Annotated in this window: 15 protein-coding genes; 4 read left to right on the top strand and 11 right to left on the bottom strand. The window is 60.1% G+C overall.

Annotation, left to right across the window (positions count from 1 at the left end; translation table 11 throughout):
- Positions 1-37 precede the first annotated feature (37 nt).
- The 3 genes from msrA to J3P93_RS12445 form a co-directional block, all read right to left on the bottom strand.
- Positions 38-547 carry a peptide-methionine (S)-S-oxide reductase MsrA gene (msrA, locus tag J3P93_RS12435; protein ID WP_434597792.1) on the bottom strand — a complete coding sequence of 170 codons (510 nt, stop codon included), beginning with the start codon at positions 545-547 and terminating at the stop codon, positions 38-40.
- Positions 548-707: 160 nt separating this feature from the next.
- The gene (locus J3P93_RS12440) at positions 708-1,055 is read right to left on the bottom strand and encodes a general stress protein (RefSeq protein WP_203421840.1); all 348 of its coding nucleotides are present in this window, start codon (positions 1,053-1,055) and stop codon (positions 708-710) included.
- Positions 1,056-1,310: 255 nt separating this feature from the next.
- Positions 1,311-1,490: a general stress protein gene (locus J3P93_RS12445; RefSeq protein ID WP_093101985.1), complete on the bottom strand. Its 180-nt coding sequence runs from the start codon at positions 1,488-1,490 to the stop codon at positions 1,311-1,313.
- A 348-nt stretch (positions 1,491-1,838) separates the two neighbouring features.
- Between J3P93_RS12445 and J3P93_RS12450 the strand changes: the two genes are divergently transcribed.
- Positions 1,839-2,009: a KGG domain-containing protein gene (locus J3P93_RS12450; protein WP_206416421.1), complete on the top strand. Its 171-nt coding sequence runs from the start codon at positions 1,839-1,841 to the stop codon at positions 2,007-2,009.
- A gap of 20 nt (positions 2,010-2,029) precedes the next feature.
- On the opposite strand, the gene J3P93_RS12455 is transcribed toward J3P93_RS12450, so the two are convergent.
- Positions 2,030-3,151 carry a carboxylate-amine ligase gene (locus tag J3P93_RS12455; RefSeq protein WP_434597796.1) on the bottom strand — a complete coding sequence of 374 codons (1,122 nt, stop codon included), beginning with the start codon at positions 3,149-3,151 and terminating at the stop codon, positions 2,030-2,032.
- Entirely contained in the window at positions 3,148-3,426 is a 279-nt protein-coding gene (locus J3P93_RS12460; protein WP_434597799.1) for a hypothetical protein, read from the bottom strand. Before J3P93_RS12460 ends, J3P93_RS12455 begins: the two co-directional genes overlap by 4 nt.
- An 889-nt stretch (positions 3,427-4,315) precedes the next feature.
- On the opposite strand from J3P93_RS12460, the gene J3P93_RS12465 reads away from it, so the two are divergent.
- Together J3P93_RS12465 and J3P93_RS12470 are read left to right on the top strand one after the other, a co-directional pair.
- On the top strand, positions 4,316-5,200 hold the full coding sequence (locus tag J3P93_RS12465) for a manganese catalase family protein (RefSeq protein WP_434597801.1): 885 nt from the start codon (positions 4,316-4,318) through the stop codon (positions 5,198-5,200).
- Between the two features lie 101 nt (positions 5,201-5,301).
- Positions 5,302-5,811: a ferritin-like domain-containing protein gene (locus J3P93_RS12470; RefSeq protein WP_434597803.1), complete on the top strand. Its 510-nt coding sequence runs from the start codon at positions 5,302-5,304 to the stop codon at positions 5,809-5,811.
- 55 nt (positions 5,812-5,866) lie between these two features.
- On the opposite strand, the gene J3P93_RS12475 is transcribed toward J3P93_RS12470, so the two are convergent.
- Together J3P93_RS12475 and J3P93_RS12480 are read right to left on the bottom strand one after the other, a co-directional pair.
- Complete coding sequence (locus J3P93_RS12475) at positions 5,867-6,856, bottom strand: MBL fold metallo-hydrolase (RefSeq protein ID WP_434597805.1); 990 nt, start codon at positions 6,854-6,856, stop codon at positions 5,867-5,869.
- A 21-nt stretch (positions 6,857-6,877) separates the two neighbouring features.
- Positions 6,878-8,290: a homospermidine synthase gene (locus tag J3P93_RS12480; protein WP_434597807.1), complete on the bottom strand. Its 1,413-nt coding sequence runs from the start codon at positions 8,288-8,290 to the stop codon at positions 6,878-6,880.
- 413 nt (positions 8,291-8,703) lie between these two features.
- On the opposite strand from J3P93_RS12480, the gene J3P93_RS12485 reads away from it, so the two are divergent.
- Positions 8,704-8,934 (top strand): hypothetical protein, encoded by a 231-nt coding sequence (locus tag J3P93_RS12485; protein ID WP_434597810.1) that lies wholly within the window; start codon positions 8,704-8,706, stop codon positions 8,932-8,934.
- Between the two features lie 12 nt (positions 8,935-8,946).
- On the opposite strand, the gene J3P93_RS12490 is transcribed toward J3P93_RS12485, so the two are convergent.
- The 4 genes from J3P93_RS12490 to J3P93_RS12505 all read right to left on the bottom strand — a co-directional run bounded on the left by J3P93_RS12490 (position 8,947) and on the right by J3P93_RS12505 (position 12,404).
- Entirely contained in the window at positions 8,947-9,480 is a 534-nt protein-coding gene (locus J3P93_RS12490) for a DUF4142 domain-containing protein (protein ID WP_434597812.1), read from the bottom strand.
- Positions 9,477-9,644, bottom strand: coding sequence for a hypothetical protein (locus tag J3P93_RS12495; RefSeq protein ID WP_434597814.1), 168 nt, complete (start codon positions 9,642-9,644; stop codon positions 9,477-9,479). The genes J3P93_RS12490 and J3P93_RS12495 overlap by 4 nt, the downstream gene beginning before the upstream one ends.
- Positions 9,641-9,883, bottom strand: a complete 243-nt coding sequence (locus tag J3P93_RS12500) for a hypothetical protein (RefSeq protein WP_434597815.1) — start codon at positions 9,881-9,883, stop codon at positions 9,641-9,643. Before J3P93_RS12500 ends, J3P93_RS12495 begins: the two co-directional genes overlap by 4 nt.
- Positions 9,884-10,544: 661 nt before the next feature.
- Positions 10,545-12,404, bottom strand: coding sequence for an ABC transporter ATP-binding protein (locus J3P93_RS12505; RefSeq protein WP_434597817.1), 1,860 nt, complete (start codon positions 12,402-12,404; stop codon positions 10,545-10,547).
- Positions 12,405-12,546: the final 142 nt, after the last annotated feature.

Here is a 12,546-nt window from a genome sequence, read left to right on the forward strand (position 1 = left end):
CTTTTGTTTACCTCGGCAAATGCCTTGAAATTACCGATCAGCCGTTGCGCTTGGGCAGTTTCCAGTTCGGCCGAATGAAGTGGCAGGTGTAGCCATTGGGAATCCGTTCCAGGTAATCCTGATGTTCAGGTTCCGCTTCCCAGAAAGCTCCGGCCGGTTCGATTTCAGTCACCACCCGGCCTGGCCACAAACCTGAGGCGTCGACGTCGGCGACGGTGTCTTTGGCAACGGCGTGTTGCTCGTCGTTGAGGTAATAGATCGCCGAACGATAGCTCAGGCCAAGGTCATTCCCCTGACGGTGGAGCGTGCTCGGATCGTGAATCTGGAAGAAGAATTCGAGAATGTGGCGGTAGCTGATCACCGCAGGATCGAAGGTGATCTCGATCGCTTCGGCGTGGGTGCCGTGGTTGCGATAGGTCGCGTTCGGCACGTCGCCGCCGCTGTATCCGACGCGGGTTTGCAGTACGCCTGGGTAACGTCGCAGCAGGTCCTGCATGCCCCAGAAGCAGCCGCCGGCAAGAATCGCAGTTTCGGTTAGATCGGTCATGGCGCGGGTTCCTCTGACAACGTTGGGGGTTGTCATGGTTATGAGGGCGAGTTGGCCAATTCCAAGGTGCGGCGATGAAGAAAGCGGCGGGGGATTGCGAGGGAAGTTGTCTTGCGTTGGATAAACGGCAGGGGAGCAATGCTCCCCTGCAAATGGCGCATTAGCTGTTGCGCCCACCACCATGACTGTTTTCGCCACCCTTGCGCCCGGCTTCGGAGGCTTTTTCGCGGTCGTTGGCAAAGTTGCCACCGCTGTTCTGGCCGCCTTTGCTGCCGGCCTCGGACGCGCGTTGCGGGTCGTTCTTGAAGTTGCCGCCGCTGTTCTGGCCACCTTTGCTACCGGCCTCGGCTGCACGCTCCGGATCATTCTTGAAGTTGCCTCCACTGTTTTGGCCGCCTTTGCTGCCAATTTCCTGGTAGAACTCTTTATCATGCGAAGCCGATGTTGCTTCCCCACCTTTTTTACCTGCTTCGCTTACGGACATGCTGCCTTGTTTATCTTGAGCCATTTTAAAACACCTCTTGCATATATAAGCATCGATACGAATTCAGGCTGCGCTTAGTTTCGCACTGAAGTTGTTCGGACAAATGCCGTGGATACTGCCTGATGTTGTTTGTTGCAATGCTCGTTACTTGCCGGTTGGCTTGGGTTCGACTGTCAATCAGTTGGAACGCTCATCAGACATGAATAACTGTCTTTCACGCTGATGACCGTTCCAGCTGTTTGATTTCGAAGGGCAGCAAGGCTGCCCTTATGCCGCCGGTCAAGACGACTTACGGCCGCCACCGTGGCTGTTCTGGCCGCCTTTACGGCCTGCTTCGGAAGCTTTTTCGCGATCATTGGCGAAGTTGCCGCCGGAAGCCTGGCCGCCTTTTTTACCCGCCTCGGATGCCTTCTCACGATCGTTGGCGAAGTTGCCCGGGTTTTTATTACCTGTAGTCATGATAGCTCTCCAATATCAATGAAGGATTTCTTTAGTTGCCCATTTATGCAACGGACACTTACTCGGATAACGCGCCGGGGAAAAACGTTTGAAGAAATTTTTCGGTGCCCGATGAACGGTATCGTTTGCGATGAAACTTATACAGAGCGCTGTTTGAAGCGCCGCTTCGTATAAGTTTGATGATATTGAAATGATTGTCGCTGTGCATGTTAGAGCTTCGCTTCGTTGCGTTTAATTGCCTTTCGTCAGTAGGGCGAGTGCATGGGTGGCAAGCGCAAAGTTCGGTTGATAGGGTGCAAGGGCGGCATACGGAACAGACAGTCAGTAACTGATCGCGAGGACATTGCCATGACCAGCAAACATCAAAGCGGACATTCATTCGCCGATGATCCACAGAAAATCAAGGAAGCCGGGAAGAAGGGCGGCACGGCGGTCGACGTCAAACTCGACCGCGCCGAAAAGGCACGCACGGGCGGGCAGAACAGCCATGGCGGCACCCGCACCGGCAAGGGTGATTGAGACGGTGCGTTTGAGGTCGGTCAGCTGCGCGAGGTCTCCTCCAGCAGGTGATCGACCACTTGCCCCAGTGCTGAACTCGAACTGTGTTGTTGCTGCAGGGCTTGATTGAACACTGCCAGTTGCCGGTCGGCGCTGGTGCCCTCGTTGATGACTCTGGTGGCGCGTTCAAACAAGGTCGGCATGCGTAGGTCGTCGGCGATCTCGGCGTAGCGTTCCTTAGCCAGCGCTAGCCATTGGCTGATCGAACAAGGGCTGTCCTGGCCTGCGACAATGAACTGTCCATCAAGTCCCCAGCGCTTGGCGCGCCAGCGGTTTTCCTCAAGTACCCAGCGTGCTGAGGCGTCATAGGTCGAGCCCGGGTGCGGCTGCCTGCACGCATGTGTAACCAGCACGCGAAAGAATGCGGCGAGGGTCAGCGCGTCTTCTACGCGAGGGCAGGCGTCGGTCATGCGCAGTTCCAGGGTCGGGTAGCGCACGGCCGGGCGAATGCCCCACCAGCATTGGCTGGGCTGGCTGATCACGCCGGCGCGGGTCAGAAAACCAACGTGATCGTCATAGGCCTGTTGATCGGCAAACAACGGCGGCACGCCCATGCGCGGCCACTCGTCGCACGCTGCCTGGCGATAACTTTTGTAGCCGCTGTCGGCACCGTCCCACAGCGGCGATGAGCAACTCAGGGCCAGCAGCAACGGCGTCCATGGCAGCACTTCATTCATGATTTTGATGCGGTCGTGTTGTTCAGGCACTTCGACATGCACATGCAGGCCCGACAGTACGCTGCGCCGGGCGACGTGGCCGTAGGTGTCGAACAGTTGGTGAAAGTGCGGTTCGTCGGTGGGGATTTGTTCGCGCCAGTCGGCCAGTGGGTGACTGCCGGCGCTGAGCAGGCCGAGGCCGAAAGGTTTGAGGGTGCTGTTCAGGGCCTGACGTGCGCCGGTCAGATAATCGCTGGCTTCGACGAAGTCGGTGAATACGGGGGACGCGATTTCGAACTGGCCCTGGAACATCTCGCTGGCGAATGATGCGCCGATGGCTTGCTGGCAGGCCTGACGGGCCTCGGGCGCAGGGGCTCCGACCATTTTGCGGGTGTGCAGGTCGGTGACGAAATATTCTTCTTCGATGCCAAAGCGCGGTTCGGTCATGGCTGGGCTCGCTCGGCGTTATTGGGGCCGTGGTAGTCGTGGCCGGCGATGGCGTGCACGTAGGCCTGGTCGGCTTCGCGGCGCAGTTCTTGCCATTCTTGCCAGGTGATGATGCCTAGGCGGTCCATTTCGTCGCATTGGCGCAGGAGTTCTTCGTGGTAGCGATCGGGGCAGTCCATGCGCAGGCTGCGGTCTTGCAGTGTTCGATGCCAGGTATCGAGGGCTTGCAGGCGGGTTTGTTGTTCGGCTGTCAGCAGGTTTTTATAGGCGTTCATGGGGGGCTGGCTCGCGGGTGGTTTTCTTTGTGAGCGCTTGGGGGTCATGGAGGTTCAAGGGAAGTGATGGGGCGGGGGCCTTGGCGGCCTCTGGGCCGACCAGGCTTTGGTTGTTTTGGGTGTATATCCGTTTCTGCGGGTGTGCCGTCTGGCGGTTTCGCTTTTACAGCGAGTCCCTTTGGCAAACGCCCCAAAGGAACCAAAGGTCTGGGCCCCTGCGTTCGGCCCTCGCAGGCTCGGGTTCCTTCGCTCCGGGACCGATCCGGGCGCAGCGGCTACGGTTTGCTTCGCTGCACCTACGTCCGCTGTGTCTGGCTGCGCCAGACGGTCGCTACGCTCCCTCGCCCGGATCGATCCCTCCACTCAGCCTGCCGATGGGGCCGGCATGGCAAGATCAAGGGCACTCGAGCTTGCGCTCATTGTAAGGAGTGGTTAGAAGCGGGGCGTTTGGCTGGGGACTTGCGGTGGGGCTGCCCCTCATCGGAACGCCGCCCGCCCAGCCCTCTCCCGAGGGAGAGGGAGCCGATTTTGGTTGGATCTGAAATCTGTATTCGACTTGGTATTTCAGCTTGGCGCGGCTCTCGCGTCCACCTCGGTCAGTTCCCTCTCCCTCCGGGAGAGGGATAGGCGGGCGGCGTTCCGATGAGGGGCTCTTGATTTTGCTGTGTCTTTTAACCGAATTGCACTGGTAAAACCTCTGCTTTCGCTGAAGCAAATTGCGCAAACAAGCGAACCCGCACCTCCCGTTTCGCTTGTTCCCGCGACATAACCATTTGTCCTGAACCCGAATATTTTTTGAAATTTTCTTCGCAGCCAATGCTTCACAAAGGAGTGGGCAGTGACTTAACCGTTGAGACCGCCACACTCATTCAGACTGAGGAGATTTGTCATGTTTCTACATAACAAGCGACTTCAATACACCGTTCGTGTTGCGCAACCCAATCCCGGGCTTGCGAATTTGCTGCTGGAGCAGTTCGGGGGGGCGCAGGGTGAGTTGGCGGCGGCTACGCGCTATTTCACTCAGGCACTGGCTGAGGATGATCCGGGGCGCAAGGATTTGCTGCTGGACATTGCCACCGAGGAGCTGAGCCATCTGGAGGTGATCGGTTCGATCATTGTCATGCTCAACAAGGGCGCCAAAGGCAAGATGGCCGAGGGCGTTGAGGAAGAGGGTGAGCTGTATCGTTCGTTGAACGGTGCCGGTAACGATTCGCACATCACCAGCCTGTTGTATGGCGCGGGTTCGCCGTTGACCAATTCGGCGGGCGTGCCCTGGACCGCGGCGTACGTGGACACCATTGGTGAGCCGACCGCCGATATGCGTTCCAACATCGCGGCTGAGGCGCGGGCGAAGATTGTTTATGAGCGGTTGATGAACGTGACGGACGATCCCGGCGTGAAGGAAGCGTTGGGCTTCTTGATGACCCGGGAGATCGCGCACCAGTTGTCTTTTGAAAAAGCCCTGCATGCGATTCAGCCAAACTTCCCGCAAGGCAAGAAACCCGGCATGCCGGAGTTCACCAACGTCTACTTCAACATGTCCCATGGCACCGAGAGCATGCGCGGGCCATGGAATCAGGGTGACGATTGGGAGTTTGTCGAAAGCCCAACACCGGCGGTGGATGGCGGCGATGGTCTGGCGACCGTCGAGCTGGACACTGCCGACGAAGCGCTGCTGGAGAAAATGAAAACCCGCACCATGTCCGATCCCAACAGCGAGCCGGTCACCGGTGCGGATCTGGGCGCCGGTACGCAGGTTCCGCCGTCGCTGTGACAGCGCAACACTGCCCGCCGAACTCCGCTCAAATGCGCCACGTCATTTCGTGGCGCGCTTGAGCGGGACCACTGTGAAACCATCTAGAAGAGGATTCAACCATGGCCACTCCACAGGAAAATCTGCTCGACTGGTTGCGTGACGCCCATGCCATGGAGCAACAGGCCGAGCAAATGCTCAAGGCGCAATCCAAGCGTCTTGAACACTACCCGCAACTGAAAGCGCGGATCGACCAGCACGTTGAAGAAACCCTCGGTCAGCAGAAACTCATCGACGAATGCCTGCAACGACTGGGCGGCGACTCGTCGACGATCAAGGACCTGGGCGGCAAGTTGATGGCCTTCGGTCAGGCCGTGGGTGGCTCGTTGATGAGCGATGAGGTGATCAAGGGCGCAATGGCCGGCTACGTGTTCGAGAACATGGAAATCGCCAGCTACACCGTGCTGATTGCTGCCGCCGAAGCGGCTGGTGATACGCAGACGAAAAAGGCCTGTGAGTCGATTCTGCCGCAGGAAGTGGCCATGGCCGATTGGCTGCTCAAGCATCTGCCGCAGCTGACCGAGGCGTTTCTGGCTCGCTCGGCTGACCCTGACAAGGAAGCCAAGAAGTAACCCCACCGTGGAACCGGAACGTCCGTTCGCCAGGCGAGCGGACGTTTTTTATTGTTCATTTATCGTGCGAGCGGGGCACAGGGTTTCGCATCACCGGCTGCAACTGACCCTGCTGATCGAAGTGATAGCGCTGCAGGTCGCGCGCCAGAATCAAGTGCCCGTTGTACAGCGCTGCTGCCTCGCTGCGCACGTCTTCGATCGACGGATGTTGCGCCGGGTTGGCCTGGTAGCGCGCGCTGAAGTGCGTCAGCACCAGATTGCGCACACCCACGGCTTCGGCAAAACCGGCCACCGCCGCCGCGCTGCTGTGGCCATAACTGGCGCGGGTCTTGTCGATGGCCGCTTGAATGAACGTTGCTTCGTGCACCAGTACATCCGCTGAAGCGGCAACCTCCGCCAGCAGCTCCGGTCGGTCGTTATCGCCACAGACGATGATGCGCTGCGGCGGTCGCGCCCGGAGCAGATAGTCCTGCGCGCGCAGCCAGCGCCCGTCGTGCAGCACATCCTGGCCGTGTGCAAGTTCGCCCCACAGCGGACCGCGTTCGATGCCTTCAGCGTCGAGCCGTTGCACATCCAGACGCGGCGCCGGATCGGCTTCGGTGAAGACATAACCGTGGCACGGCACGCGGTGCGACAACTCGACCGGGCCGACTTCAACGTTGCCGTTGCGCCAGTGACCCAGCGTCTCGACGGCGTGCAGATGGATTTCGAACGGCAAGTGGGAATGAGTCACCGCGAGACTCAATGTCAGCCACGGATGCAATGCCGCCGGGAGGATGATATCCAGCGGCCGCGATCGTCCAGACATGCCGGTACTTGCCAGTAAACCGGGCAGGCCCAGGCAATGGTCAGCGTGCACATGGGTGATGAAAATTCCCCGCAATTCGCTCAGCGACAACGGCGTGCGCAGCACTTGGTGCTGCGTGCCTTCACCACAGTCGATCAGATACCAGCCTCTGCCCGACGCCTCGATCAATGCCGTGGCGCTGACATTGCGCTCACGGGTTGGCACGCCGGCAGAGGTGCCCAGAAACAACAAGTCCACGATAGTGTTCTCTCGCAATCATCAGGTGAAACGGAAATGAGCAAATTGCCACGGATCGTCGTCATCGACCGCCGCCTGCCAGCCTGAGTTCCGACCTTGCAACGGCGTCCAGTCGCTGTAAATACCTTGCACCTGGCCGAGGTAGGGCCGGCACAGTTCGAGGATTTCACGGTGCGGCATTTCATCGGGCTCGAGAATGCCCCGGTTGGGATGCCGCATCGTCCAGACCACACCGGCCATGACTGCCGCGGTGACTTGCAGCGACGTCGCGCTGTTGTGCGGGCAGAGTGCGCGGGCCTCATCGATGCTCAATCGCGAACCGTACCAGTAAGCGCTTTTGCCATGGCCCAGCAACAGTACGCCGAGTTCGTCGCGCCCGCTGACGATGTCATCGTCGAGCAAGCGTTGCTGCGGTTGCGCTTGCCACTGCCGTGCGGCGAGTTCGTGCAACGACAGCAGCGCATCGTCGCAAGGTCGGTAGGCGTAATGCACGGTGGGGCGGTAATCCGGGTGCGCGCCATCGCCAAGCGTCAGGTATTCGGCAATGGAAATCGCCTCGCTGTGGGTGACCAGATAGCCAAGGGTCGGGCCGGCGCTCGGCGTCCAGGTGTGCACTTGGGTCGCCGCGCCCGGCCGTTGCAGATAGATCGCCGCCTGACTGCCATAAGGATGACGCCGTGCATCGGCAGGCAGCGCTCGTTCATGACTGCCCCAACCGAGTTCCGCCGGCTGACAGGCTTCGGCAATGAAACCTTCGACTGACCAGGTGTTGACGAACTCGCCCAACTGCTTGTGTTGCGCGCTGTACTGCGAGTCGTATTCGGCGATGTGAATGACCTTGACCTGCAAGCCCTGAGCGAGCCGTGCCCAGTCCTCGCGCGTGGTGCAAGCGGGGCCGTGATAGCCGCTGTCGGCTGCCAGGTTTTCCAGCGCCTGTTTGAGCAGGTGCGATACCAGGCCTGGGTTGGCGCCGTGGGTCAGCACTGCCGTGGTTGTGTCATTGGCACCGCGCAGCGCCAGAATGCCGTGGCGCAACGCGTAATTGGTGCAGGCTTGCGGTTGCTGTTGCTGACTGTCGTAACCGCCGGCCCACGGCTCGGTGCAGGTGTCCAGATAAAGCACTTCGCGGGCCTGGCAAAACGCGAGCAGCGCCTGGCTGGACACCTCTACCGACAGATTCAGCAGGAAATCCCCGGCGCGTAATTTCGTCGCCAGGCACTGGTGAAAATTGGCTTCGGTCAGGGCCAGTTTTTCTACCTGCACGCCATATTCTTCCACCGCTTGGCCGGCGCTGTCGGCAGGGCAGATTACGGTTATTTGCTCTGGGTCGATCTCGATATGGCGCAACAACAGCGGTAACACTCCACGGCCGATGCAGCCATAACCGATCATCAGCAAGCGCCCGGCGAACGGTTGTCGTTGAATTGAAGGCATGGTCGTCTCCCTGAAGGTGCGAGGCGTGGGCTGTTTTAATTGCGACCATGGGCAGGCTTGGCGGTGCGAAAAATTAGTCGGCTGAGAATCAGTCGCTCTAGCGCGAAAATCAAAAGCCCCTCACCCTAGCCCTCTCCCAAGGGGAGAGGGGACTGACCGAGGTGAATTGGCGAGGTTTGCCAAGTTGCGATATCGAGTCGAACTCCAATTCTGAACTGCCTACAAATCGGCTCCCCCTCCTGAGGGAGAGGGCTGGGCGGGCGGCGTTCCGATGAGGGGAAGCCTCACTGCCGCCACCAAAGCCGTACACCTCTACCCGCAACAACGAATCAACAATCAACCCAAAAAAATCGAACGCTCACCCAACCAGAACGTCCATCGCCATAACCCCCCAAAAAACCGGAGATCACCCAATGACCCGCTACCCAATGGACGAAACCGATTCAGACCACCGCAACCGCCAGTTCGGCCAGGCCTTGGGGCTGGACGCCGACGAGGTCGAGCTGTGGGTCAGCGCCATCGAGGAAGACGGCAGCGGCATGGGCTATGTCGTGCATTTTTCCAGCGAAACCCCGGTCGACGTCCTCGCCAAAGTCCAGGGACTGGGCGAAGACATGACCATCAACGTTGGGCCTATCGACTGAGAGCGCCGCCGCTCAAGGCTTGGTCGGGGCAATCAGTTTCCCGGCCGAAGGCTTGAGCTTTTCCTGAAGCGCCTTGGCCGCTTGCGCCTGCTTTTCGATCCCTGGCAGCGCTGATTGAGCGAAGGTCTTGAGCTGCGGGTTTTCCGAAGACATCGCCTCTTTCTTGAACAGCATGACCTTCTGTTCAAGGGTCTCGGCCTGACTGTCGACGTAGGTGCGGTCAAAGGATTCATCGCGTGATTCGAGGCGTAATTGCTTGGCTTTCCCGGCTGCCGACGGTTCGGCGGGAACGTCCATGCGCAGCGTCTGCCCCAGCTGTTGCAGCTTCGGATAAAACCGATCGTGTTCAGTGATCTGGTTCTTGGCGAACTCGCGTACTTCGGGCAGGGCGCTGTTTTCCAGAGCGATGCGTGAGGCGTTGTTCTGGAACAGGCTCTGTTGCGCCGCTTCTTCGACAAAAGCGTTGAGCGTGACGGCGTAACACAAGGCGATGGTCTGCAGGCTCAGGACCAGCGTGGCGAAGGCTTTTACTGCGAGCTTGTTCATGTTCGGCCAACCTCCGGTTCACGTTCTTTATCAGCCGGGCCTGGGGTTACGCGGGCGCCTTGTTGCTGGTCGTTGTTTTCGCGGCGTACGCGTTGATCGTCGGTCAGGCCGTCTGCTTCGGTGCTCGGGGGGGTTGGGGTTTGGTTGGGTTTTTCATCGCTCATAGGTTCATTCCTGAGTGGTTTGAATGGGCTGTGGCGGCGGTTACCGAGCGGGTGTAGGCCGCGGTGGCGATTTCGATCAGGGTGTTGCGTTCGGGGGTGTCGATGATGCCGCGGCTGCGGTAGTCGTCGGCGAGCCGGAGCAGTTCGTCGTAGCGGTCTTCGGGTTCGCTGAAGGTGGTGGTGTTGGTGAGCAGGTCGTGCCATTGGCTGTAGGCGAGCATTTTGGTTTCGTTGTACATGGCGTTTCTCCTCGGCCTTTGTTGGGTAGAGGAGGGGGTTGGCGGGGTGTTCCTTGGGGGCGACGTACGGTTGGTTTTTGCTGATTTTCTGGGGGGGCGGTGACGTCGGGTTTTGGGTGAATATCCGTTGCTGCGGGTGGTGTTTCTGGCTGTTTCGCCCTTACGGCGAGTCACCTTTTTCAAACGCCAAAAAGGTAACCCAAAAGGCTTGCTCCTGCGTTCGGCCCTCGCAGGCTCGGGTCCCTTCGCTGCGGGATCGATCCGGGCGCAGCGGCTACGGTTTGCTGCGCTGCACCTACTTCCGCTGTGTCTGGCTGCGCCAGATGGTCGCTGCGCTCCCACGCCCGGATCAATCCCTCCGCTCAGCCTTCCGATGTCGCCGGTGACGCAAGATCAAAGGCACTCGAGCTTGCGCTCATTGTTGAGTGGTTAGAAGCGGGTGGTTGGCTTGGGATTTATGGTGGATTCGCCCCTCACCCCAGCCCTCTCCCCCTGGAGAGGGAGCCGATCTTTGGGCTTTTCAAATTGTGTGTACGACTCGGTATTGCCTGTTGGCGTACATCTTCCAGTCACTGCGGTCAGTCCCCTCTCCCTCCGGGAGAGGGGTAGGCGGGCGGCGTTCCGATGAGGGGCCTTTGATCTTGATCCGAAAATCGCCGGATCACGCCTGATCCACCGTCGCGGCAAACCCCTGATCTTCGCCCAGAAACCCGCCGCTCTGATGCTGCCACAACCTTGCATAAATCCCGTTTCTGGCCAGCAATTCGGCATGGGTGCCTTGTTCGATGATGCGGCCTTCGTCCATGACGATGAGGCGGTCCATGGCGGCGATGGTGGAGAGGCGGTGGGCGATGGCGATGACGGTTTTGCCTTGCATCATTTCGTCGAGGCTTTCCTGGATGGCGACTTCGACTTCGGAGTCGAGGGCGCTGGTGGCTTCGTCGAGCAGCAGGATGGGGGCGTTTTTCAGCATGACTCGGGCGATGGCGATGCGTTGGCGCTGGCCGCCGGAGAGTTTGATGCCGCGCTCGCCGACCAGGGTGTCGTAGCCGCTGTGGCCCTGGCGGTCGCTGAGTTGGTTGATGAAGCCGTCGGCCTGGGCGTTGGCGGCGGCGCGGTGGATGTCTTCGTCGCTGGCGTCGGGGCGGCCGTAGGCGATGTTGTCGCGGATCGAGCGGTGCAGCAGCGAGGTGTCCTGGGTGACCATGCCGATGGCGCTGCGCAGGCTGTCCTGGGTCACTTCGGCGATGTTCTGGCCGTCGATGCGGATCTGCCCGCTGTCGACGTCGTAGAAACGCAGCAGCAGGTTGATCAGCGTTGATTTACCGGCGCCGGAGCGGCCGACCAGGCCGATTTTTTCGCCGGCGCGGATGTGCAGGCTCAAGCCGTCGAGGACCTGACGTTCGCCGTTGTAATTGAAGCTGACGTTGTCGAACGACACCGCGCCGCCTGCAGGTACCAGCACGCCGGCGTTCGGTGCGTCCTGGACTTTCGGACCGCGGGTGAGGGTGGCCATGCCGTCCTGCACGGTGCCGATGTTCTCGAACAGCGAGGTCATCTGCCACATGATCCAGTGCGACATGCCGTTGATGCGCAAGGCCATGGCGGTGATCGCCGCGACCGCGCCTGCGCCGACCTGGCCCTGGTGCCAGAGCCACAGGGCATAGCCGCCGGCACCGATGATCAACGCGACCACCAGGGCCTGGTTGACGACCTCGAACTGACTGACCAGACGCATCTGGCGAAACCCGGTGAGTTTGAAATCTTCCATTGCCGCACGGGCGAAATGCGCTTCGCGTTTGGAGTGCGAGAACAGTTTCACCGTGGTGATGTTGGTGTAGGCGTCGGCGATGCGCCCGGTCATCGATGAGCGCGCGTCGGCCTGTTCCTGGCCGACTTTGCCCAAGCGTGGCACGAAATACACCATCGCCAGCGCGAACAGCGCGACCCAGGCAATGAACGGCAGCATCAGCTTCAGCGCGAAGCCTCCGGCTAACGCGATGATGGCGATGAAGTACACACCGATGCCGGGGGCGATTTCGATCAGGGTGAACAGCACTTCACGCACCGCCAGCGCGGTTTGCATGACCTTGGTGGTGACTCGCCCGGAAAATTCATCGGAGAAGAACGACAGGCTTTGCCGCAGCATCAAGCGGTGAAAATCCCAGCGCAGGCGCAGCGGCAGGTTGATCGCCAGGATCTGGTGCTGAACCATCGTGCGCAGCGCAACCAGCACGATGCTCACCAGCAGGACGATGCCGATCCCCCACAGCACGCGGCTTTCTTCGGCACTGACGCCGCCACCGGCCTGCCAGGTCGAGAGCAGGTCGACCACCTGGCCGAGGAAGGAAAACAGCCACGCTTCGTAGATCGACACACCGGCGCTGAGCAGGGCCAGCGCGAGGATATAACCGCGCGCGCCGCGGGTGCAGGCCCACAGAAAACGCGTCAGGCCCACCGGCGGTGGTGGCAGTTCATCAGGCGGGAAGGGGTCGAGTCTTCGTTCAAACACGCGAAGCATTGCGCTCTCCGAAAAGGATCAAGGTCGGGGGATTCTGCCACTTAACGGCGGCCTTGAGGGGGTGCCGGTAAACGTCAGGTCACCTGAACTGACCCTGAAACGGGGCCGCAGTGCCAATTGATTGCGCTTGCCGAGGCTGACG

Origin of the sequence: Pseudomonas sp. R3-57 (assembly GCF_051132065.1) — a bacterium.
Classification (GTDB): domain Bacteria; phylum Pseudomonadota; class Gammaproteobacteria; order Pseudomonadales; family Pseudomonadaceae; genus Aquipseudomonas.